Origin of the sequence: Aureibaculum koreense (assembly GCF_034296135.1) — a bacterium.
In the GTDB taxonomy this organism is placed as follows: domain Bacteria; phylum Bacteroidota; class Bacteroidia; order Flavobacteriales; family Flavobacteriaceae; genus Aureibaculum.
Genome location: NZ_JAXKVV010000027.1, coordinates 17,356 through 40,243 on the forward strand (window position 1 = coordinate 17,356; position 22,888 = coordinate 40,243).

Genomic DNA, 22,888 nt, shown 5'->3' on the forward strand with positions numbered 1-22,888 from the left:
TTATTTTAATTTTAAATCTTTTTTCATTAAATTTTCAATAGCTTTAAACTGTGGCATTTTCGATTGAAGATACCCGTACAAGGGGTGTTTTTTAATGTAAATTTCTGAAGTTGCACCTTCTGAAAACAAAGTGTCCAAGTCTTTTTTGTGCGATAAATATTCAATATCTTTTGACATTGGGTTGTTGCTTAAATTGTATTTGTCCCAAAAGGGTTTGTTATAATCAATTTTTGTAAAAAAAGCATCCATTTGATATAGACCATATAGTTTTCGGTAGTTTTCCCTTTCCTTAACATCAATATTGTAAAAACTAAAAATACTTTTTACATTAAAACCTGCTTTAAAATGCGAATAATTATGGTGAAAAACATTGCTAACTGCTTTATACGGATAGACATGGTCTTTTATTTTTTTGTAAAAAATGGAAAAATTTTGACTGCTTATATTTTCAAAGTCGAAATAAGTTGTTTCCTTAAATATTGAATTGTCTATTTTATCTATCCAAATTTTTCCATACATATTTTTTAAATATCTGGTCTTTAATTTTAACTTTTTTACCTGTTTATACTCTAAAACATAATATTCATTATTATCTATCCACTCTGTTTTTTCAGACCTAATTACAAATTTATTCCTCCCCCTTTTGCTCAAAGGATGTGCTAATTCAAAAAACTTATAATTTAACAATACATTCGTCCATTCATGTCCAATACTTTGCAACATTCCCCTTTTGCTGTTAAAATTTCTGGAAATTTCTTGTAAAGACTTACTTTCTTTGGTCCTTCTAACTTCACTTGGAATTATAAATCCAAACACAAATGGGTTTTTTTCATCACTGCCGACCATAAAGACATGCCCCACCACTTCTAAATAACTCTGAGCAGTATCTTTATATTTAGTTACTTGCTTTAAATTAAGACCTGACCAGTAATTGGATTTAATTCTTAATTTATCAAAATTCGTTCTCGCCGATTTTAAAATAGGAGCATCATCTGATAGATTATTATGAACAATTACCTCATCCAATAGATTTATTTTGCTTGTTAATTCAAATTTTTTTCTGTTTTTGAAATCAGATAACTTATAGTAATTTTTTCCATAGGCAATATGGGAAATACATACACTATCGGTTGGGTTAATTGTCGTAAGCATAAATTGATAATTGCCTAAATCATCAGATATAGCTACTTGATTGGTGTTAACAGAAATATAGGCTCCAAAAACAGGATCGTTGTTTTTAGCATCAAGTATTCTACCAGTAATAGCTGTCTTTTGACTATGACTTAAATTGAAGTTTAAAAGACCAATACAGAAAAAAATAATTTTAATTTTCATGGTTAAATTTTATTTTATAAATTCTAAGCATATTTTCGTCATTAGAGTTAATGGCATAAATTTCTCCATTCGCTTCCCCAATAACTTCTATTCCCTTTGGGACCGAAAAATCACCTACCATGTTGTATCCCCTATAAATTTGCAATCCGTCAGTTGTCTCATCTTTACCTTTGGTATAACCTCTGTACATAGTATTTTCAGTAGGAATATATTTTATATAATGATAAAACCCGAAATTATTTCTGTCTTCTCTCCAATTATCTTCGGCATCCTCATAAGATTGTGTTGTGGGGTAGTTCGCATTCATATTCTTGCCCGGGTGTCCAAATTTACCAATAGCTAAATCTGTTTTTTTGTCTATAACATAAATAGTGCTGTCCGCCCAAAAATTAACAAATACATTTTCATTTGTAACTTCATAGTTAAAATGATCAAAATTAGGTATGTTTTTATGTAATAAATAAATTGGAGGCCTTCTGCCTATTAGTTTATCGATTTTACCGGTATTTATATTGATTATTGCCAATACCCTTGAGTAATTATAATAGAGTTCCGAATTAAAATACCCGTTAAATTTAGGATGAGAAGCCGTAACGGCAACAGAAACCTGTTTATCGTTCCACACTTTAAAAATTCCGGGCATTCCAAAATCGAATTCATAACTGTCCCCTATCTCTGGTATGGGATTTGCCAGTACCTCTTTTTTAGAACGTTTGATTTCCCAATCTATCCTGTATTCTTTTTCTTTTGTAAATTTCTTGTTGAAAAAAGCTAAACCACTATTTCCGCCATTTAAAAAACAATAGAGTTTGTCCGATACAGCTGAATAATTATAGCCCAGCACTTCATTTGGGCCTCTACCTTTTCCTATATGCCTATCTATTAACTCCCCCCTCTGTTGTAAAGCGGAACAAATATCCAAAAAATTCATCCGCAAAAAATAAGGTATCATTAAATAATAAAAGATTGCCTACATAGGAGGTTTCAATACTCGACTGTATGGTTAATGTATCTATTTCAAATTCGAAAGTATTGATTATATTATCATCAATTTTGTCCGTTAGATTTACTACATTATAATAGACCTTTGCATCCATACCTTTTTCCTTATTGCAGGACATAAATAAGCAAAGAACAATTACTAGAGAAACCACAGCTATTTTTTTTATCATAACAGTTATTTGAAATTAAAAGAGTTATTGGCCCGAGCCAATAACTCTATATTAAATCTAACTAACATTTATAGTTCCATTGACTACATACTATATCAGAATTTTCTCCATAACCGCAATATTTACGAAAAGACACCCAGTTGGCATCTTGACATGTCGACCCCTTACAAACACAATTTTTTGTACCAAGTTGAATTGGTATTTCCGCATTTGCCGTATTCATAGTCGATATACTTGCTAGATCCAAACCACCATTTGAACTGCTTATTGCATTCACACTAAAAAACATAACCATTGCTAAAACTGCTACTCCAAATATTCCAATTATTTTTTTCATCTGTATATAATTTGTTGAAAATAAGCGAAAAATTGAGTTTGAGACGGAAAATCCCTTACCCAACTTGAAAAAGAGAGGAATAAACCTTGAATAAAAAGTAAAGGGGTAGAGATTGAAATTTTCATCTTCGTGCTCTGGCTCAAGTTAATAAGCGTGGCAACATCTGTTTGTGCTTCCCCCTTTTTCGAACTCAATTTCATTCTCGAGGTCTTTGCCTTCAGTAAAAAATCGAGTTTCTTGTTTAATCGCAAGTTACAAAATTTATTCATCGTCTGTTTGTATGCTATTGATCGCTTATGGGTATTTCATTTTATTAAATTTTAAAATATATTGTTTAAGGATTAAAAATCCTTTTTTAATTATTATTTTTACTTTTACAAAAGTCTAATGAGACATGCTACTTTGTAGAACATAACAATTACTTAAATCGTTTAAGTGATTATAAGAATTATCAGCAAATAAAATTTAAATTATGATGTTCTTGACTAAACAAGAATGACAATTCTTCCTCTGGGTATTTATAGAGTTTATTCTTATAAGCTTAGGTTTTTATAGTTAAATAAGGTTCATCTCTTTTTAATTATAAATTTTAATATCTAGAGGTTTTTCCTTGAAAAGTTTTCAGTATTAATTTGATTTCAAAGTAAGTACAAATAAATTAATTAGAAGAAAAAAAAACCGCAAAAAAAGTAAGTGAAACCCTTACTTTCTGTTTCAAATTTGCGAATGTTTTCCGTGATATTGGTGTTGTACGAAATTTCGTAACCTTCGCTACGTTAATTACTTATTAAGCAATAAAATAGGCACATTCACAACTAAATAAACATTTGGAAATCAGCTAAATAAGTTGTAAATTAGAGGAACTAAACCCCGAATTCGGGCAAAAAGCCATAAAAACGGGGTTTTTCTTTTTTCTTAGGCATGAAATTACAAAGAATATCCGAATTGCAGCACGAATTTCCGTTTTTATCTTCCACAGAGCATTTAGCCTTGTTAAAAGCCCGTTTTCTTCAAGGTGATCTGGGGAAAATCCATAGGGCTGTTCCATGGGACGATTTGGTTGTTGCTTTTAAGATCAAGGAATTTAATAAGGGCACACGATGTATTTTTAGCCCAAAGGGTAAATTGGCCCTGATGTTTTTAAAGCATTACGCCTGTTGTTCCGACAGGAAATTAATCGAACAGCTCAACGGCAATATCGACTATCGATTGTTCTGCGATATCCATTTAGGATTTAAACGGATTACCAATTATAAAATCGTGAGCCAGATTCGTTGCGAACTTGCTAAAAACCTCAACATCGGCACCACAGAAAAGGTATTTTACCAACATTGGAAAACATATATAAGCGAACCGGGGAAAATTGTTACGGATGCTACTTGTTATGAGAGCGAAGTCCGTTTTCCCGCCAATCAGAAACTGCTCTGGGAAAGTGTCTATTGGCTTTACGAACAAACAAAAGAACTGTGCGGGACCTTAAAAATAAAGCAACCGAGAACTAAATATTTAAAGTGGAAAAGAAAATATATCGGTTATAGTAAAATGCGAAAGAAAACGGTAAAACGACGCACCTCTATAACGCGTGCCCTGTTGCGATTGCTTTTAAAGTTCCAGAAATTTTTAAAACACATTGAAAAAGAATATCGATTGGAACTGCCCGAGAGCTATTACAAAAGACGTAGCACCGTTCAAAAAGTTTATAAGCAACAATTTCTATTGTTTACCAAAGGTGAAAAGCCAAAAGGAAGAATAGTAAGCCTACATAAAAACTATCTGCGTCCGATCGTTCGCGGGAAAGAAATAAAATCAGTTGAATTTGGCGCCAAAGTGAACAAACTTCAAATCGATGGTATCAGCTTTGTACAACGTATCGATTTTGATAACTTCAACGAAGGGGCCCAATTTAAAAATACAATCCACAAGGCACAGGGACTGACCCGTAAAAAAGTTAAAGTAGTAGGTGCGGACGCTATTTATGCAACCAATAAAAATAGGGTTTTCGCTACCTCGAACCAAATACAAACAGACTTCAGGCCCAAAGGAAAACCTTCAAGACATTACGGGCTTCAAAGAAAACTTAAAGCGATGATCGCCAAAGAGAGGGCTTCTAGGCTGGAAGGCAGTTTTGGCAAAGAGAAAGAACATTACCACTTAAAAAAAATCAAGGCCAAAACAAAACCTACCGAAATTCTTTGGATATTCTTTGGAATCCACACCGCCAATGCATTGGAGATCGGCAGAAGAATGCAGGCACAGGTCTTACAAAAAACAGCCTAAAACTTTAATATCCTAACCTATTGGATGGGACGGATATGTCTTGTTTTAAAATTATCCGGTAAAATTAACTAAATCGACAGGGCATAAAATGCAAAAACCTGATATCTTGAAAAAAATATCAGGTTTTTTAAATGTCGTCTTTATAAAAATCGCTTACTTCTGAAAGTGCCAAAATAAATCCTAAGGTAACGGTGCTCAAAAGTGTAAGTTTTTGAATTTAAACCACTTTTTTGAGTTAATAGCAGTTTTGATTATTTAACATATTTAAATAATCGATTCCATTGAAACTTATCTTGGTAATTTGAAAACAGTATATATTGAACTTTGCCTATAATGCGTTTTTCAGGCACCAAGCCCCAAACTCTTGAATCAATGGATCCTTTTCTGTTATCGCCCATCATAAAAAAATAATCCTGTTTAAAAGTATAGGTTTTAGCTCGTTTTTCATTTATAAAATAAGCTCCTTCAATATCTTTTATACGAATGCCTTCATGTGTGTCAATGACTTTGTTGTATAATTCAAAATTCATTGGATTTAGCTCGATTTTCAGTCCTTTTTTGGGAATTATATAGGGGCCGTAATCGTCTAAATTCCATTGATTGTATTTAGAGTTGGGATATACAGTACTTGTTTCTACAAGTGAATCAGTTATTTTTTTTAAATCTTTAACTAAATACAATGCTTTAAGCTTATCTTTAACCTGCGTTGATAGGGTTGCCATAAAATGACCTGTCCGCGTTCTCTTCATTGAAATATCGAAACCAATAGAGTCTAGTTTCCTATAGAGTGTTTTTTTGTCTTTAACATTAAACTCATAATTATTAAGTATTAGGTTTGAAGGGCTAAAGTGTTTATTATTTATATAAACGTTACCCTTATCTATTTTAAGGGTGTCACCGGCAATGCCCATACAACGTTTTACAATAACCATATTTTTTTTAAACATAGTAAACACCACAACATCACCATTTTTTATAGTTGTTCTGCCAGATAATCGTTTGTACGGCCACCAATTTTCGTTTATTCTCTCTTTTGCTGCATCATTAAAATAGAATGCAATGTTTATCCACGGAATGTCAAAAGGAGATCGAGGCAATTTTGGACCCAATTCTAATTTATTTACCATGATAACATCATTGGTATATAATGTATTATTCATGGATGAGCTTGGTATTTTATAGATATCAAAAAAAAACAATTTAATGGATATGGCTATAGAGAATATATATATAAAAAGAAAAATACTTTTTGCAGTTTTCTTTAAAAATCTATGTTTTATTAATCCTATTAGTTTTATTAAGAATAAATTAAACAATATTGCTATTGCAATAAATATGCTTGCCCACAATGGCATGAACCACAGCAATATAAATAGTAACAAAAGCAAGGTTATAAATCTTTTTTTCATGTCATCTTTTAGAATTGTTTTTTAATTACTAAGAATTGCATCAAAATCTTGTTCTATAGGTACTTTATTCATAAAATCGTATAAAGTTAATTGTTGCACTTCGAAATATAATCTCCAATAATTTAATAAACTCGTTATATATTGTTCAGTTGCCGATTGCCATGCTTGCCTAGATGAAGTGAGCTTCAGATAATCTAAATTTCCCAATAAATATCTTTTTTCAGTAATTTCATAAGACTTCCTAGCAATTTCACTGGTTTTTAAAGCACCTTCAACCAATTCTTGCTGAATATTGAAATCAATAACCTTTTGAGCAATGTCCTGTTTAATTTTGTCTTTATCTTGTTGTAACTCTATATCTATAACTTCATTATTCATTTTAGCGGTTTTTATGTTGCCTCGTCGTTCCCCCCAATCTAAAATAGGAATGCTAAAGTTAACCGATACCATTTGCTGATCCAGTAAATTTCCATAAGCATCTCTAAACGTATTTGCTTGTTGGTTTAAACCATAGCTGGCAGTTATAGATAAATCGAACCGATTGTCTTTTATCGCTTTATCCAAATCTCTTAACGCTTCAGTTTTACGCAATTCCAAGTCAATAATTTTTGGATTATTTGCATTTGCCAATTCGGTAGCTTCTGAAATGTCTATTTGTAAATCAGGAATTAGCTCCGGTAACATAGGAGCTGAATTATTCGGCAAATCATCTCTTAAGAATAATCTTAAAGCATTTCTTGCCTTGTTTAAAGCTTGTTCATTTAGTGTTAGATTAGTATTCGCGTTATACACATCGAGTTCTAAATTAAGAACATCATTCCTTTCAATTGAGCCCAAATCATACCTTTTTTTGCCAATTTTAAATAATTTTTCAGCGGATAGTTTGTTTTCTTTGGCTATATCCACTTTTTTACCAGCCAATGCCCAATCAAAAAACAAGTCGATTGTTTTTAAATTTATGGATTGCAGTTCATATAAGTACTCTTGTTTGGCTTTTTGATATTGCAATGGAGCGGTTTTGTGTTCCCATTTAAACGGATTAAATGCCATGATGGGTTGTACTAGACCGATACGTACAGGAGTTGCCGTATAACTTTCTGAATCAAAATCGCCATAATTTTTCAGTCTGTTAAAACTTGAGTTGATGAACAAGCTCGTACCCGTAGCTCTGATGTTTTGATTAATAGAAACATTGGCATAAGAATTTAAATTTTGCTGTAGTCTAAATACATCAATATTTTGCTGAGAATCATAGCGTTCTATTAAAGCTCTGTTATATGTAAATGGATTTGCTTCAAAATTTATTTTTGGTAACAGTCTTGATTTAAAGGACCTGTATTTCCAATAGTTTACACCATACTTTCGTTTGGCTTTAAAGGCTTCTAAAGAGTTTTGACTGGTTAAATTTAATACCTCATTTAACGATATGTTTTTTTTAAGTTGAACGGTGTCTGGTGTTTGCTGACCCATAATAGAGCTACAAGATAAAATACCCAATAGTATCAAATAGAATTTGGATACACGAACCAGCATTCGATTTTTATTGTAAGTTTCACTTTTTAACATTGAGCTTAATTTTTGAAAGATAATAATAACAAAGCGGTATAAAGTAAAGGCTTACTAAAGTTCCCAATAACATACCTCCAATTAATGCAACGGCCAATGGTGCTTGTAGCTCTGAACCCAAGCCACCTGATAACAATAATGGCACTAAAGCGAGGATTGTGGTTAAGCTGGTCATAAGAATTGGTTTTAAACGACGTTGTCCAGCAACAAGCAGTGACTTTAGCAATGAATACCCTTGACGTTGTAATTGAATGATAGTGTCCACTTTTAGAATGGAATCGTTGATAATAATACCACCCATTACAACAATACCGATCATGGACATTAGGTTGATGCTCATTCCGAACAATTTCAGAAACAGAAACGCTCCTGCCAAATCTAACGGTACTTCTAGTAAAATAATTAGCGGTATGGTAAATGATTCAAATTGCGAGGCCAGAATAAAATAGAGCAACAACAACGAAATTACAATAACACCTAGAAGTTCTTTCATTAGTTCCTGATCCTCAAAATAACTACCTGAAAAACTAACATCGTACCAAGTGTTCTTGCCCACTATGTTTTTTACATTTTCCATAGTTTGAGAAATTCTATTGGAATTGACTTGTAACGGTACAGGATAATATTCCCCTTCTGATCCTCCTGTAATGGTCTTTAAATCGGTTGAAGAAACCACTTTGATGAAGTCTTTAATATGGAATATAGCACTATCTTGAGACATTACGGTCGTTTCTTCTAAAATACTATTAATCTGTTTTGACGGACCGCCCAAAATTACGGGAACAAAATTTTGATTATCGACTATTGATAGAATATCCCTTTCGTTAAAGGCACTTTTTAAAGCGTTGAAAATGTTTTGAGCACTTATATCATAAGTCATTAATTTTTCTTGATCGGCCACTAAGGTCATATAGTCTTGCCAAACAATAGGTTTTAACTCAACATCTCCTGAGTTTTCCTGCAATTGATACCACAAGGTTTTAAGGGTATTGTTTTGACCACCTCCCACGTTTTCTAACGACCGTAAACGTGCAGTTAAATTTGCCTCGCCATCAGAAAAAATCAGGTTAAAAATATTGTCAACATCCTTGTATTGAAACAAAGAGTTGGGATATTCTTTTTGAATTTTTGCTTGTAGCGTAGCTTTTAAAGAAGCCAAGTCTTCCGATGTTTTACCCTGTAAATAAATAGTGCTTTCGGACGCCTTGGCTTCGGTAGTTTTATCTAAAATAAATTGTTGGTTGCCCACTAAAGCCGTTTGATTAATTAAATTATCCTTTATGGGGTTTAATAAATCTAAGATACGTTTTTTATTTTCTTCTACATGGATTTGCTCGTTCCAATCTATTTTTAATAGCGTTTCGGTCTTGGTAAATTCGGGCATTTGTGTTTTTGGTAGAAGTGTATATAAGCCGAAGCCCAAAAGAAGTAAAATAAAACTGATACCCCATGCTAGTTTTTGTTTTCGCATTACCCATTGAAACCCTTTTTCATAAAGGGCTTCATAATTCAATCGGTTGACCTTAGTAAGAAGCCGAGTAACGCGTCCTTGTTTTTTAGAATCTTTAAAGTGAAACAATCGATACAATACCGGTAACAAGGTAATAGACACAATAAAAGACACAAATAAGCCAAAGCTGATGGCCATTGCTTGGTCGTAAAACAAAGCCCCACTAATACCGCTCAAAAAAATCAAGGGAATAAATACCGCACAAGTAGTCAAGGCCGAACTCAATAAGGGTTTTATAACCTCGTTTGTGCCTTTTACGCAGGCTTCAGTTAGTTCGTAACCACGTTCCCTGTACTGAGTAATATTATCAATAACGATAATGGAATTATCTATCATCAACCCTATGCCCAAAACCAATCCCGATAGGGATATAATATTTATTGATATATTGAACAATTGGAAAAACAGTAAACAAACGATAATAGAGGTAGGGATAGTAATTCCAATCAGGAGAGGGGATTTTACATTTTTTAAAAACAGAAACATAATCCCAAACGCCAAAAGCATACCCCACAACAAACTTTGGAACAGATTGTTTATGGCATAGTCCAGCAACTTGGTCTGATCTCTGGTAATGGTAAAATCAATGTTCGGGTAATCGGTTTTAAAATAATCCAACAGTTGATTCAAAGAGGCTTCTAAATCTCCCATTCTAGCATCACTTTGTTTAATGATAGCCATAGTAACAGCTTCTTTACCATCGGACAAAACCAAGCCTGTTCTTTTTTGGGGATGTTCTATGATTTCGGCAAGTTCTTTTAACTGAAAAACACGATTGTTTTTATGAATGTAGATGTTTTTTATTTCTTGAATATTATTTAAGGTGTTTCCTAAGCGGACATCGTATTGATACTGGTTGTCTTTTATAAGTAAATTGCCAATCTCTAAGTCGTATTTCTTAATATTTGCTTCTAGTTCATCTAAACTAATGCCTAACGCCGTGAGTCTATTGTTATCTGGAATAATTAATATTTCTGGTGCTACCAAACCACTTATATCTACCATAGCTACTTCATCAACTTGTTCAATACGTTTACGTATTACCTGATTGGTAAAACGGTTGAAATCTACAAATTCTTGAGATACGGGATATAGGTCTTTATTAGAGGCAGAATTGGTTTTACCTTCCTTTAAGACCATGCTTAAATAAAATACAGGAATGTCTGTTGCACTCGCTTTTATGACTTTGGGACGTTTCATGCTTTTGGGGAAACTGCCCATGGCACGATCTATTTTTTCATTAACCTCAATAAACGAATAATCTATTTTTGTGCCGTGATTAAATCGTAAACGGATAACAGCGGATTCGTTATTAGCCTCACTCTTAATATCCTTTAAATGGCTCAACTGCATGAGATTTCTGCGAAGCGGTTTTACAACTGCATCTTCTAATTGTCTTGCGGACATATTTTCTGCCGATACTTGTACCGTAATCTCGGGAATATCAACATCTGGCATTAAAGACACGGGGACAAGCCCAAGGGCATACAGCCCTAAAATGAGAATACCTAAGGCTGCCATTACTACCGCAATGGGTTTTTTAATCAGGAATTTTACCATAAATTATTTTTTACCACCAAATTTGTTTTCCGTTCTCGTATGTAAAAATTCTTTCTTCTTTACCTTCATCTAAACATTTTAATAGGTATAGTGCATCAGAAACTGTAGATTTATAAGTCAAACTATATGTTTCCGCTTTTTTAACTCCAAGGGATGTCCATCGATTATTCCAATAAAACAATTCATAATTTAATCCTTTCCAAACATTATTTTTACTTGTTCTGGGACAAAAAGATAATTTTGAAATTTGCCTTGTGGAGCCAAAATCCATACCCACCCATGTTCCTGGAATATCATAATTTTGTTGAAGAAAACTTAGTACATTTCCATCGAATACATTTCCCAAATCGGTTCTTTTTGAAAGATCTGAAGACGATATTACTTTTCCTTGTAGCTTTTTCTCTTTGTCCTTTGAAAAAAAAGATACTTCACCAATATATCCTTTATTGTTTTCAGGAAAAAGATATCTTACATATCTATACTTTTCAGGTTTAGATATCTCTATTTCGTGAGGAATAGGAGCTTCCAATGTGTCTTTAATAACGTATAAAATTTTAGCATCACTAAAATCTTTTTGGTTGGCTCCTTCGAACTTCCCGTTCAAAAGAATATGATTAAACCGTTTTCTATTTGGATATTTCATTTTTAAAACCATTTGATGGATGCTTTCCTTTGCTTCTATGTATTTTATTTCCCCATTTATATCAACATTAATTGGACTAGAAGCAGGCGAAAAGCCATTCTCACCAAAATACATTGGCATATATACAAAACCTTTACCCATATCTTTAAATAAAGCTTTTCCATTATTGATTTTTGCCCAAGCGACTGCTTTCCAGTTTTTATTGTCAAATACACAAAGATATACATGATTTGAGCCTTCTGGAGCAGGCTGACTAAGATCTATGGTAATATCACTAACTGGAAGGTATTGGGCAGTGACATCAATAATATTAGAGCTCTTAAAATATGGAGGAATTTCTTCTTGAGAAGATTTCGTTTCAGCTAACGACTTTTCATTAAAAGAAAATGTTTGTCTGTATATTTTTGGGATTAAAAAATTCCAACTTTTTCTTGTATCAACAACGTTTCCCATCTTAACGTTCCCAACTTCAAAATCCAAAAATTTATCGTCCTTACTTAAAACAGCATTAAAATCATGTCCTAGACTCCTATTCCCATAATGCGGAACTTGCTCGTGTACTACAGGAATTCCCAGAGCCCTCATGACAAATATGCCCAATCCAGCTTGATGGGTACAAGAGCCCATATTTACTTTTTCCATATTCTGCATGGTCATGGCTACGGGATAACTAGTTAGTACATGACTGTATTTCCATAGAGATGTATATTTTCTGTTAATGGTGTCACATATAGTAACTGGGTCTTTGATATGTTGAAGGGAATCCAAAAGAGGTAAATACTTGTTAAAGACATAAGGTCTCCATGATGTTAAGACCTCATCCCTAAAGCGATATGGCAAAATGTATTTACAAAATTCATTAAAACTTAAATGCTTGCTCCAAGGTAATTCCCAAGCTTTAAAAGCATATTCTATATTTTCAATTAAAAATTTAGAGGATATATAGCGTATATCTGGTTTTACTTCAAGGGCTCTAGGATTTAAAACACCTACTTTTCTTGTAACTTCTTTCCAAATACTATCCACCCTAATTGATTTATCATCTTCCCAATTCTTATAATCAAAAGCCTTTTTTTTTGAAATTTCTTGAATTTTGTCAAAAATAACATCGTAATTTTCCAACTTTTCACCTGACAAACTATACTTGTTACTCATATTTCCGATTAAAAAATAAGCTGCTCTTAATTTAAGACTGTCTTGTGGTGCTTGATAATAGTCTATCACTTTTTGAAGCTCTCTTCTATTATTTCCTGCCAATTCTAATGCTTGTTGGACATTTTTTGGTATTTTACTACAGGAAGATAGGCTTAACAATAATGCTGTGATGATGGTATAAAAATGTTTATGACTCATACTTTATTTAATCTATTACATTTTTAACGGTAACCTCTATATCATGTGCCAAGTTCAAATTACCAGCTACAACAATAGTATCTCCAGACTTTAAGTTGGCACTACTTTTATTGGGATCTGGTATTACGGTATATTGCTTACTGTTTTCATTAGTTGTTTGTACATAAGTCCAATAGGTTTTACTTGATTTTATAATGAATAACACTTCTTGATTTTGACGTAATACTACTGAAGTCTTGGGCACTACAAACTGATTAGGAATATCTTTTTGAATGAAGACTTTTACGTTCATACCTTCTAATAACTGGCCATCATTTTTCACTTTCGCTTTTACCAAAATAGTACCGTCTTTTTCAACTTGGGGGTTTATGGTGGTTATTTTGCCTTGATAGATTTTTTTTAATGCAAAAGGTTCAATTTGTATGTGACCGTTTATTGCTATCTCGGATACCTCGGATTCTATCAAATAAAATTCTACTTCAAAAACGTTGTCATTGATCAAGGTCATCACTTCTGTACCTGCATTAATATATTCGTGCTGTTTGCTTTTTATATTGGCAACTTTACCATTAAAAGGGGCAACAAGCCTTGTGGACTTCAGATTGAATTCTGCATTTTGCAGTTCATGAAGGGCATCTTTATAACCAGAGCGGATGGCGAGCATATCATATTCTTCCCTTGGAATATTACCCTCATCAAAGTTGTCATATCCTCGTCCTATTAGCTTATCCTGAAACTCAAGTTCTGCCTTTTTTAAACTTATTTTTGTTTTGGTAAATGCTTGCTGATAAGTAAATGCTTTTAAAACTGCCAGTATTTGTCCTTTTTTTACATAGTCGCCATTTTTTACATAGAGTTTTTCTAAGTTTTCACTTACATCAAACTTTAACTGGTTTTTTTGTAAAGCTACCAACTTGCCATTGCTTACTATTTCTTTTTTAAAGGTTTTTTGTTTTAAAACCATAACATCTACCTCATTCTTTTTGGGTAAGAATTGTTTTTTCTCTGCGGTTTCTTTTTGTGCTTTGGCTTGTCCTCTTTTACAAGAAAAGCAAACAATTGCTAAAAGAAACAAGATTATTCTTATTAGAATAAATGGTTTTATTATCATATTTTTAATTTAAAATTTCTAATTAACAAAAGTATCAAATTCTTTTGGGTAAGCCACTTCTCCTTTTATAGCTAGCGTTTTTGGTGAATCTTTACCATTGTAAAACACTGTAATGGTCTTATTAAAACGCCCAGGGTATTTAGCATCGTAAATTACTTTTATTTCTCCTTTTTCATTGGGTAGTAATGGTTCTTTTGGATATTCTGGTACGGTACACCCGCAAGTAGTTTTTACATCTGTAATGATAAGGGGGTTGTTTCCTGAATTGGAAAAACTGAAGATAGCGTTCGCATATTGCTTACTTTTTATGCTTCCAAAATCATGAATGTTATTAGCAAATTCAATAGTCGTTCTTTGTATAGAGGCATTTTTTTTAGAGCAGTAAGAAAACAATATCAATATTAAGATAAGGGGTAAATAATTTATTTTATTTTTCATGATTTAAATTTTTTAATATTGACTTTACATAGTGCATCGACAGCTTTGGGTCTTCTTTTGCCGGCACCAATAAACTGGACACCCTCAAATTTTTATTTACCACAAAATAATAAGGTATGTTTTGCTGTTCCAACGGTAATTTCAAAGCATAGGGCACCAAATAAATTTCTATATTTTTTAAACCGCTCTTAGCTAGTTTTTTTGCATCCATAAACGCTCCTCTCAATCTGTCGTAAGTACTTAAAACAGCTACATTTTCTTTTATATTATTCGCATTTTGGATTAAAATATCATGCTCTGCATCTATGCACATCCTACAATTGCTTTCGGTATAGCGGAGCACTAATTTGGCATTGTTAAAAACATTTTTAGCAAAAACGGTATCACCATCTATACCGATAAGTTTTAAATTTTTGTCCAAGTATAGCTGTTCGTTTTGGGTTTCAAAATGAAAATTGTTACGGTATCTCTTTTCGTTTTGCTCTAGCTCTTTTTGCAACTCTTTATACTTTGAATTACTTGCAGATTCTTGATCTTTGGCTTTTAACAAGAGTTTAGCGTTAAAACCTATGAGCAGAATTGTAAGCATTATCAGAATAATAGTGTTATTCTTCATAACATTACTCTTTTAAAGTAACGACCATTAAAATAGGGTTGTCGGATATTTTGGCGTTTTCCGCCAGTTTTAACAACCTTTCTCTAGCCTCTTTGTCCAAAAACTTAGCTTTGCCCCCCTGTCTATCTAAATAATCTTTTAGTTCGTAACCATAAATCAATTTGAACATCTTGTTATCTGAAACTTGACCCTGAGGCCAAAAGGGCATACCGCCGTCTATATCATTGTAAAATGAAAAATTGATACCTTTGCCATAGTTTTTTTTGAATTCAACACAAGAGCCTTTTTTCAACAGTTTATCATAGTACACACGATGAAGTCGACCCTTAATACTTGAAGTTATATAGAAAAACCTTAAAGTTTCCTGAACTTCTGTAATTGCATTATACTTACTTCTTTCATTAAAATCAATTATGTTCGATTTCGTTTGCTCTTTAAAAGGCATTTTATTACCTCCAATGTCTATAACATATTTGGGCAATATTTCAAGTGCATTCGTAATTCTCCAAATTGTATCATAGTCTTTTTCCCAATAACTTAACTTATCGTTTAAGGTATAAGAATTGTACATGGCACTTAATCCCAATGTCTTAGTCATTTCTATTTTCTTTTCATTTGCTTTATATAAGAATCGCTTTTTTAAGTCACCATTAGAGGAAACAATGCTTAGTGTATGGTAATTTGATGGTCTTCTCCTACCAATATTATTAATAAAGACTAAGTTATTTTTAGTAGAAGTTAAACTAATTGGCCAAAAATCAATAGATAACTCTTTTATATAATCGCCACTGAGTGTGTATATTAATGCTTTTTGTTGGGCAGCTGAAAATACAACAACCAATATACCTTTATTGTCCTTAATAATAGTAAAATCATCTGGCTTAATATATTCTTGAGGACCTCGCCCCACATTGCCAATTTTGTTTAAAAATTCACCTTTAGAATTAAATAATAATAATTTATCACTGGCATCACTGACCAATATTTTATCACCTAAGAATTTAATATTTCTCTTCGGGTAATATATTTGACCTAAAAAAGAGATACTGTCGCCTTGCAATTGAATATACTCAATATTAGACACTATTGTACTTAAATTAGTTTTTTGTTTTTTATTAAAAGTCTTTGAAATATCTATTACATTGATATTGCTGTATGGTGTTTGGTTATCTTTACAAGAAGTGAAAGAAGTGAAAAACGCAATTATCACTACCAAATTAAAAATAGAAAGATAATATTTACTCATAATTAATTTTTTTAGTAAAGAGTCGATGTCATAATTGACGTCGACTCTTTGAATAATTAAATAAATACTTCACACTGCCACCCGTAACAAAGACCAGATGGAGCGGCACTACACCAGGTAGTAGTTCCGCAATCATTACCATAACTGTCGTAACACCAACCTGCAACATAGTCATCGTAACCTACAATCGGAGGGTCATTAGCTGGTTGGCTACAGCTCTCCGTTTGAGCTGATGCTGTTGATATAATTGATGCTAAATCAACAGTACTATTAAATCCATTTACACTACTACTTTGAAGTGAAACATTTAATAACATAGTTATTACAATTGCAACAACTCCTAAAATTCCAATTATTTTTCTCATTTTTATAATATTTTAAATTAATAAATAGAAAGCATAAAACTCATTGGCTTTTGTCTTTATGAATACTTTGGGAGAAAGGTCTTTTAGATTCCTTTAACTAAGTAACGTGAGTTCGATATAACTAAAAAGGTAAATATAGTTGATTGGTTTCAACAAATTTGTTTTTCAGCGATGGTTTTTTATCCTTGAAATTATAAGCGATCAATGCCGTGAATATGTTGTTGAAGTAATTTGCAATACTTCTGTGCCTTGAATGTTCTACTTGACAAATATTTTTGAGTTGGTCGAATATTGTTTCGATGATTGCTCTTTTTCTTAGGTAATATACATCTGCCATTGGTGTCAAGAGTTTTGTTTTCATGTTCTTTCTTAGTTTTGTTACAAGGTGCACACCGCTAGAGAACAGTTCGGTAAAAAGCTCTTTGGAGATATATCCTTTATCCCCGAACAACTTTCCAAATAGTTTTTTAACGAACGATTTAAATCGTAGCGGTTTACGGTCGTCCACATTGCCTTTTGTAATCATAAAGTCAATAATCCCGCCTTGGTCATTGGTAACGATATGTAGTTTAAACCCATAGAACCACCCTAGGGAACATTGCCCTCTTTGGGCTATGCCCTTAAAAGTTTTATGTTGGTCGATTCTTCTTTTATCACACACCCGAAGCGGTGTTGAGTCTATAAAGCTGATCCCCGTACAATTTGCCAGACCACAGGTTTTTATATAAATTGCCAATGGCATAAAGCTATCTCGTTTTAGTTCTACCATGCGGTTGTACGAAACCGTATCGGGAAACTCGCTCCGCAGATATTTACGGACATATCCAATGTAGAATTCTTTAAATGTTCTGTAACCGGACAGATGAAATAAAACTTGAACGGTCATTACCTCGGACAAGCTCATCTTTGAGGCACGGATACGTTTTTTACCGTTGGTAAGCAGGCTTTTTTGCCAAAAAGGAACAAATTCTTGACAAAAATCATCAATTGAACAGAATATTTGTGTAATTTTAGTATCGGAAATCATAGGTGGAAAATTTAGTTAAATATTTGAATTTCAATTACTTAAATATACTGAATTTTCTGCTTTTTTCCCTTGTATTTTAACACTTTTTTTCGTCGAACTCACGTTAAGTATATCGAATATCGTTTTTAATTATATCTTTGCCCCCTCAAGGGGAGCTACCAAAACTGAAATTTTATTGCGAGTAAAATGTTGTGTTTTGGGTCGGTCTCCCTTTGTTCTTTATTGTCTTTTAGCGGTCTTACGTTAGTAGTCAATTTATGAGGCCTATAAGTAAGTTCGGTTATACTTAAAATTGTTTGAAACAAAATAACAAAGACCATTGTTAGTTGGTTAACATTTTTTAAATCCGGTCTATATGTTAAGTTTACAGGCACTATTTTTTCTTTTCTATTGATAAGATTTTTTTGCTTCACTTGGAATGGCGGTGGCATTGTTGTTTTTTACAATCATTTTCATTTCAGCTTTTATTTCTTTGATGGCCGTTGAGGGTACTTTTATATCCTTAGTCAATATTGATTTTGCCATTGCCTTGGCTTTATCGATTTGCCCACTTTGCTCATATAATTTAGCTTGTAAATACAAAGGGTAAAACCTAGCTGGAATCATATAATACGCATGTTGGTATGCTAATTCGGCTCTTTTATATTTTCTTACATCTTTATAAGCATCACCTAAAGCCGTTTCTATAATGGTCGTGTTTAAATATAACTTTGCCTCTTCCAAAATCTGGAGGGCTTTTTCACTATTTTTATTCATTATGAGGGACTTGCCATAGTTCATTAAAAAATCGCCATCTGTTTTTAACATAGGGTAGGCATTTTCAAATTCCTTAATTGAGCCTTGATAGTCTCCATATTTGTAAATACTTGATGCTATTTGCCATTTTTTAAAGTTTTTATCCAAAGTTTTGGTATAGACAATTCCTTTATAAATCCCAATGGAACCTAACAGAAGAAAAGCTGTTTTGAATATCCATGTGGAATATGGTCCGTGGTTTTTCTTAAAGCTAAAACGGTTAAAGACTTGCATATTCAAGCATCCTAAAAGAGCAAGTAGTGTTGCTAAAACTACTTTAATAGGTAATATTTGCATTGGGTAGGAAACAAAAGCAAATGCACCAATCGCCAAAAACGTTGCTTTCGCGATTAAAAAAATATATTTGTTTTTATCAACGACCTGTATTTTAAATAATGTAAATAATACAATAACCATTAACACTGCTCCTACAAGACCATTTTCACTTACAAATTGCAACCATTCATTAAAAGCATAGTAAGTATTATCTGCAACCAAAGCCTCCCGTGTTTCTCCATGTTCTTTAAAATAATTTGCCTGATAATCCATATAATGAGCCTTGAATCTATCAAAACCCACTCCGGTCACAGGAAAATCTTTAATAATTCCGGCAGTAACCTTCCATATAAACAAACGTCCATCAGAGGACCCTTTTTTAAATTGATAGATTCCGCACAAACCACTGCAAAAAATAATAAATGTAACCAATAGTAAGGTGATTCTTTTTACTCCATATGTCTTCTTAAACATACCCTGAATGAAATGATATTTAAACTCCAACAAAATAAAACTGCTAACTAGTACAGCCAGCCAAGCACCTCGTGACCGCGTTGCTGGAATTACTAATATAATACTGATAAGACCCAATAGGGGGGTGTATTCGAAAATATACTGAATTATTTTTCTTGATATTCTTGAGGTACTTCTAATTGATGGCTGTATATAGGCTATTATATTTTCTTTAAACAAATACATACCTAAAGTAATAGGCCATACTGCAGCCAAAAAACCAGCATAAGGACCTGGATTAAAAAAACTTCCGGTCATTTTAAACCCGGAATGGTTTGAGGGGTAATAACCCAATAATTGAAGGTTTCCATAAATGGCTTGTATAATTCCAGAAATTACAATAGCCAATAATAACCATATATAAGATTTTATTGGAAAAGTTCTTAAAACAACATATAGAATTCCTAAGGCAAGCAATTCCATATAGCGTATAGAAAAACCAAAATTTGGTTGAATGAAATATCTGTTTATAGTTATATATCCTAAAAGCAAAAACAGAAATATATCTAGTTTAGTAATTTGAATTGCTTTGAGTCCTGATACACTGAACATAATTATAAATCCTCCAACAAGTACTAAACAACTATAAGCAAAAACAATGAATTTACTTGTAATGGTAGGTTGGACATAACCAATAAGATTAATCTGAGGTAGTACAACTAATAGTAAACTTAAAAATATTAAAGGAGCCTTAGTTCTTTCCACATTTATAACTGAAACCATTGATGAATAAAATATCTCTTCAAATTTACTTTAAACCACATAGAAACAAGAAAAAAAAACCACAAAAAAAGTAAGGGAAATCTGTACTTTTCAAGGCCTTGTAATCATACTAAATGAATCCTTTTTCTTTAGCTATTAAAACGAGTTGTCGATCATTTTTAGACTTTACCCGAAAAATATCTTTTAACTTACGTCTTCTTTTTTCAATACCACTCATTGACATATTTACAATATCAGGTAAAAAAGTGATTTTAGTTCCAATGGACAATTCATACAATATTTTTAAATCAATCTCGTCCAGTATATAATCTAACTCATTCTTTTTTTGCAAAATTCTATTAACTTTATTACAATAGTATGGATTTCCTTCAACAACAGATTTTATAGCATTTTCAAAAATATCCTTATCAAAATCATTTTTTATTAAAAGGCTTAATGGATTTAGTTTGTGAATAATTGAATTTATTTTAAAAGCGTCATCGTAAAAAGTACTTATAATAATTTTGACATTTGGGATCAATTGTTTGGCCAATAAGCCTAAGTCTTCACCAAACAAGACTTTTCCTTCCGGAGATTTACCAAGCCTCATATCTAAAACTATTATATGACGGCCTTTATTTAAAGATGCTTGTTTTATTTTATCAATACCTTCATAATAATCAAATGCTTTGTCAATGTTAAAATTTAACTCAAAATTATTTTGGCTAATTTTATTTAGAATTAAGTCATAGTATTCTAAAACACAAGGATGATCATCAATTAATAGTATATTATATAAATTTTCCATTTTATATCTAATAATTCAGTCAAATACTCTTTAAAAATACATAATTATTGGTAATAATCCATAAAATATAGGTTGATTATATGTAAAAATCAAAGAAAGGGGAGAAATCCCCCAGCTTAGGGGTGTTTTCCCCCTTTTAAGAGACTACTAAACCTTAATCCAAAATTTTAGATAAAAAAGTTTTGGAAGACACAATAACGTTAAAATCAAAGTATACCCTATCTCCATATAAAAATAAAATATTTTAGAAAGTAAATTATATTTATCTCAATAAACTAGGAATCAGGCACAATTTTTGTTAAAATTATGTTAACAATTTATATTAACCTGATGTTGATTACACTTTTTTAAGTACACTACATAAATTTTTAACAAAGATTTAATGGAAAATGTGATTGGCATTCTTTCAAAAATCAACGCTATGAAATTTGAAAAATTACTCCAAAAACTTGACACCCAATTATCAAAAATTAAAGATGAACATTCAGAAATTATAGATCAAGCGAATTTTTCCATAATTACTTGCAAAGATATTCTTTCACAAATGAACCATCTTGTTCAAAAAAATGGTTTTAAGAACGAGGATGAAGAAATTCATTTTTTTAAAAAGGTCAAAATCCATCCTTTAAGCAAACTGGTATATTTTATTGAAATCCATTCTTTGGAATTAAAATTCCAAAGGTTTCCATTGGTTATCAAAAGAGGCACATTAAAACTAAAATCAAAAAAATCAACAAATTTTATGATGATAATATTGATTTTGTTCAGTATGTGAACGGGAGAAATACCCACTTAGATAAACTCTACTATTTAAGAGCTAATAATAATGGATTAAATTCATCTAATACCAGTTTTTACTATCGCATTCCAGAATTTAGTACTTCGCATGATTTTCTTTTAGGACAGCTCAAAGGTTATGATAAGTTAGCTATCTATCTTCAAAACAGATTGTACAATCTAAAGCATCCAAAAGCACTTGCTACACTTGACCTGCATAAAAAGTCAAGATTGCGTTGGACTTCCTCTAAAGTAGCACTAACAGAATTGATTTACGCATTGCATAGCAGTGGAGCCATCAATAGCGGAGCTGCCGACATAAAAGAAATAGCTTCTTTGACCGAACGAATATTCAATGTAGAAATAGGGGACTATTACAGAACCTTTTTAGAAATCAGAAACCGGAAAACGGGAAGGACTAAATTTTTAGAAAAGTTAAGCAGTTCACTAAAAAAACGCATGGATGATATTGATGAATAAAACACCCAAGTTGTACCCAAGTTGGTAGTTCAAAAACTGAACAAGACATCATACAATTTAGCCTTAATTAGTAGCTCAATCTACTTTCTCATTAACCATTTACATCCATTTTACTCCAAAATAAATGAGTAAAAAAATCACCCAAGTTGGGTACAACTTGTGAAAAAATTCCAATAGAACTACTCAAATTTGTTGAACGAAAGTCAAATCGGAGCAAAGTCGCCATTTTAAAAGTTTAACCCTTGGCGGCTTTGTTTTAAAATCGTTTTACAAATGGCAGCAACAATTATTACCACAGAAGATCTTCTGGAATTCAAAATGGAATTACTGGATGAGATCAAAAAATTATTGAACAATCAAACTGGACGAGCCACAAAGAAATGGCTCAAGTCTCAAGAAGTTAGAGAACTATTAGGTATTTCGCCTGGTACTTTACAAAATCTTAGAATTAATGGAACTTTACCCTATACCAAAGTTGGAGGCGTGCTGTATTATGATTACGATGAAATCAATAAAGTATTGGAACAAAACAAGATTCACAACAAGTTTTGATTTTCACTAAAAAGTAAATT

At 32.2% G+C, this 22,888-nt stretch carries 20 protein-coding genes; 4 read left to right on the forward strand and 16 right to left on the reverse strand.

Features of this window, described 5'->3' with window-relative positions:
* The 4 genes from UMM65_RS15850 to UMM65_RS15865 form a co-directional block, all read right to left on the reverse strand.
* Complete coding sequence (locus UMM65_RS15850) at positions 1-1,335, reverse strand: peptidase associated/transthyretin-like domain-containing protein (RefSeq protein ID WP_321977934.1); 1,335 nt, start codon at positions 1,333-1,335, stop codon at positions 1-3.
* Complete coding sequence (locus UMM65_RS15855; RefSeq protein WP_321977935.1) at positions 1,325-2,266, reverse strand: hypothetical protein; 942 nt, start codon at positions 2,264-2,266, stop codon at positions 1,325-1,327. Before UMM65_RS15855 ends, UMM65_RS15850 begins: the two co-directional genes overlap by 11 nt.
* Positions 2,211-2,507, reverse strand: a complete 297-nt coding sequence (locus tag UMM65_RS15860; RefSeq protein ID WP_321977936.1) for a hypothetical protein — start codon at positions 2,505-2,507, stop codon at positions 2,211-2,213. Before UMM65_RS15860 ends, UMM65_RS15855 begins: the two co-directional genes overlap by 56 nt.
* Positions 2,508-2,568: 61 nt before the next feature.
* Positions 2,569-2,844, reverse strand: a complete 276-nt coding sequence (locus tag UMM65_RS15865; RefSeq protein ID WP_321977937.1) for a hypothetical protein — start codon at positions 2,842-2,844, stop codon at positions 2,569-2,571.
* A 921-nt stretch (positions 2,845-3,765) separates the two neighbouring features.
* Between UMM65_RS15865 and UMM65_RS15870 the strand changes: the two genes are divergently transcribed.
* The gene (locus tag UMM65_RS15870; RefSeq protein ID WP_321977938.1) at positions 3,766-5,121 is read left to right on the forward strand and encodes a transposase; all 1,356 of its coding nucleotides are present in this window, start codon (positions 3,766-3,768) and stop codon (positions 5,119-5,121) included.
* Between the two features lie 251 nt (positions 5,122-5,372).
* On the opposite strand, the gene lepB is transcribed toward UMM65_RS15870, so the two are convergent.
* The 12 genes from lepB to UMM65_RS15930 form a co-directional block, all read right to left on the reverse strand.
* On the reverse strand, positions 5,373-6,530 hold the full coding sequence (gene lepB / locus UMM65_RS15875) for a signal peptidase I (RefSeq protein ID WP_321977939.1): 1,158 nt from the start codon (positions 6,528-6,530) through the stop codon (positions 5,373-5,375).
* 21 nt (positions 6,531-6,551) lie between these two features.
* Positions 6,552-8,096, reverse strand: a complete 1,545-nt coding sequence (locus UMM65_RS15880) for a TolC family protein (protein WP_321977940.1) — start codon at positions 8,094-8,096, stop codon at positions 6,552-6,554.
* On the reverse strand, positions 8,083-11,166 hold the full coding sequence (locus tag UMM65_RS15885) for an efflux RND transporter permease subunit (protein WP_321977942.1): 3,084 nt from the start codon (positions 11,164-11,166) through the stop codon (positions 8,083-8,085). Before UMM65_RS15885 ends, UMM65_RS15880 begins: the two co-directional genes overlap by 14 nt.
* 10 nt (positions 11,167-11,176) lie before the next feature.
* On the reverse strand, positions 11,177-13,162 hold the full coding sequence (locus UMM65_RS15890; RefSeq protein WP_321977943.1) for a hypothetical protein: 1,986 nt from the start codon (positions 13,160-13,162) through the stop codon (positions 11,177-11,179).
* Between the two features lie 7 nt (positions 13,163-13,169).
* On the reverse strand, positions 13,170-14,273 hold the full coding sequence (locus UMM65_RS15895; protein WP_321977944.1) for an efflux RND transporter periplasmic adaptor subunit: 1,104 nt from the start codon (positions 14,271-14,273) through the stop codon (positions 13,170-13,172).
* 18 nt (positions 14,274-14,291) lie between these two features.
* On the reverse strand, positions 14,292-14,711 hold the full coding sequence (locus tag UMM65_RS15900) for a DUF1573 domain-containing protein (protein ID WP_321977946.1): 420 nt from the start codon (positions 14,709-14,711) through the stop codon (positions 14,292-14,294).
* The gene (locus UMM65_RS15905; protein WP_321977948.1) at positions 14,701-15,327 is read right to left on the reverse strand and encodes a hypothetical protein; all 627 of its coding nucleotides are present in this window, start codon (positions 15,325-15,327) and stop codon (positions 14,701-14,703) included. Before UMM65_RS15905 ends, UMM65_RS15900 begins: the two co-directional genes overlap by 11 nt.
* A 4-nt stretch (positions 15,328-15,331) precedes the next feature.
* The gene (locus tag UMM65_RS15910; RefSeq protein WP_321977950.1) at positions 15,332-16,573 is read right to left on the reverse strand and encodes a 6-bladed beta-propeller; all 1,242 of its coding nucleotides are present in this window, start codon (positions 16,571-16,573) and stop codon (positions 15,332-15,334) included.
* Positions 16,574-16,629: 56 nt separating this feature from the next.
* Positions 16,630-16,938 (reverse strand): hypothetical protein, encoded by a 309-nt coding sequence (locus UMM65_RS15915; RefSeq protein WP_321977952.1) that lies wholly within the window; start codon positions 16,936-16,938, stop codon positions 16,630-16,632.
* Between the two features lie 121 nt (positions 16,939-17,059).
* The gene (locus UMM65_RS15920) at positions 17,060-17,965 is read right to left on the reverse strand and encodes an IS982 family transposase (protein ID WP_321977954.1); all 906 of its coding nucleotides are present in this window, start codon (positions 17,963-17,965) and stop codon (positions 17,060-17,062) included.
* A gap of 387 nt (positions 17,966-18,352) precedes the next feature.
* Positions 18,353-20,254, reverse strand: a complete 1,902-nt coding sequence (locus UMM65_RS15925) for an O-antigen ligase family protein (protein WP_321977956.1) — start codon at positions 20,252-20,254, stop codon at positions 18,353-18,355.
* Between the two features lie 127 nt (positions 20,255-20,381).
* Positions 20,382-21,059: a hypothetical protein gene (locus UMM65_RS15930; protein WP_321977958.1), complete on the reverse strand. Its 678-nt coding sequence runs from the start codon at positions 21,057-21,059 to the stop codon at positions 20,382-20,384.
* 382 nt (positions 21,060-21,441) lie between these two features.
* On the opposite strand from UMM65_RS15930, the gene UMM65_RS15935 reads away from it, so the two are divergent.
* From UMM65_RS15935 to UMM65_RS15945, 3 genes are all read left to right on the forward strand, one after another.
* Positions 21,442-21,834, forward strand: a complete 393-nt coding sequence (locus UMM65_RS15935) for a hypothetical protein (RefSeq protein ID WP_321977960.1) — start codon at positions 21,442-21,444, stop codon at positions 21,832-21,834.
* A complete protein-coding gene (locus UMM65_RS15940; RefSeq protein WP_415859567.1) occupies positions 21,780-22,316 on the forward strand; it encodes an RteC domain-containing protein in 537 nt (178 codons plus the stop codon). The genes UMM65_RS15935 and UMM65_RS15940 overlap by 55 nt, the downstream gene beginning before the upstream one ends.
* 273 nt (positions 22,317-22,589) lie before the next feature.
* The gene (locus UMM65_RS15945) at positions 22,590-22,868 is read left to right on the forward strand and encodes a helix-turn-helix domain-containing protein (protein ID WP_321977961.1); all 279 of its coding nucleotides are present in this window, start codon (positions 22,590-22,592) and stop codon (positions 22,866-22,868) included.
* Positions 22,869-22,888: the final 20 nt, after the last annotated feature.

Coding starts and splice junctions, on each gene's coding strand:
- UMM65_RS15945 (WP_321977961.1), top strand. CDS start 22,590: ATGGCAGCAACAATTATTACCACAGAAGATCTTCTGGAATTCAAAATG.
- UMM65_RS15900 (WP_321977946.1), bottom strand. CDS start 14,711: ATGAAAAATAAAATAAATTATTTACCCCTTATCTTAATATTGATATTG.
- UMM65_RS15880 (WP_321977940.1), bottom strand. CDS start 8,096: ATGTTAAAAAGTGAAACTTACAATAAAAATCGAATGCTGGTTCGTGTA.
- UMM65_RS15905 (WP_321977948.1), bottom strand. CDS start 15,327: ATGAAGAATAACACTATTATTCTGATAATGCTTACAATTCTGCTCATA.
- UMM65_RS15885 (WP_321977942.1), bottom strand. CDS start 11,166: ATGGTAAAATTCCTGATTAAAAAACCCATTGCGGTAGTAATGGCAGCC.
- UMM65_RS15910 (WP_321977950.1), bottom strand. CDS start 16,573: ATGAGTAAATATTATCTTTCTATTTTTAATTTGGTAGTGATAATTGCG.
- UMM65_RS15890 (WP_321977943.1), bottom strand. CDS start 13,162: ATGAGTCATAAACATTTTTATACCATCATCACAGCATTATTGTTAAGC.
- UMM65_RS15935 (WP_321977960.1), top strand. CDS start 21,442: ATGGAAAATGTGATTGGCATTCTTTCAAAAATCAACGCTATGAAATTT.
- UMM65_RS15930 (WP_321977958.1), bottom strand. CDS start 21,059: ATGGAAAATTTATATAATATACTATTAATTGATGATCATCCTTGTGTT.
- UMM65_RS15920 (WP_321977954.1), bottom strand. CDS start 17,965: ATGATTTCCGATACTAAAATTACACAAATATTCTGTTCAATTGATGAT.
- UMM65_RS15855 (WP_321977935.1), bottom strand. CDS start 2,266: ATGAATTTTTTGGATATTTGTTCCGCTTTACAACAGAGGGGGGAGTTA.
- UMM65_RS15915 (WP_321977952.1), bottom strand. CDS start 16,938: ATGAGAAAAATAATTGGAATTTTAGGAGTTGTTGCAATTGTAATAACT.
- lepB (WP_321977939.1), bottom strand. CDS start 6,530: ATGAAAAAAAGATTTATAACCTTGCTTTTGTTACTATTTATATTGCTG.
- UMM65_RS15870 (WP_321977938.1), top strand. CDS start 3,766: ATGAAATTACAAAGAATATCCGAATTGCAGCACGAATTTCCGTTTTTA.
- UMM65_RS15895 (WP_321977944.1), bottom strand. CDS start 14,273: ATGATAATAAAACCATTTATTCTAATAAGAATAATCTTGTTTCTTTTA.
- UMM65_RS15865 (WP_321977937.1), bottom strand. CDS start 2,844: ATGAAAAAAATAATTGGAATATTTGGAGTAGCAGTTTTAGCAATGGTT.
- UMM65_RS15860 (WP_321977936.1), bottom strand. CDS start 2,507: ATGATAAAAAAAATAGCTGTGGTTTCTCTAGTAATTGTTCTTTGCTTA.
- UMM65_RS15850 (WP_321977934.1), bottom strand. CDS start 1,335: ATGAAAATTAAAATTATTTTTTTCTGTATTGGTCTTTTAAACTTCAAT.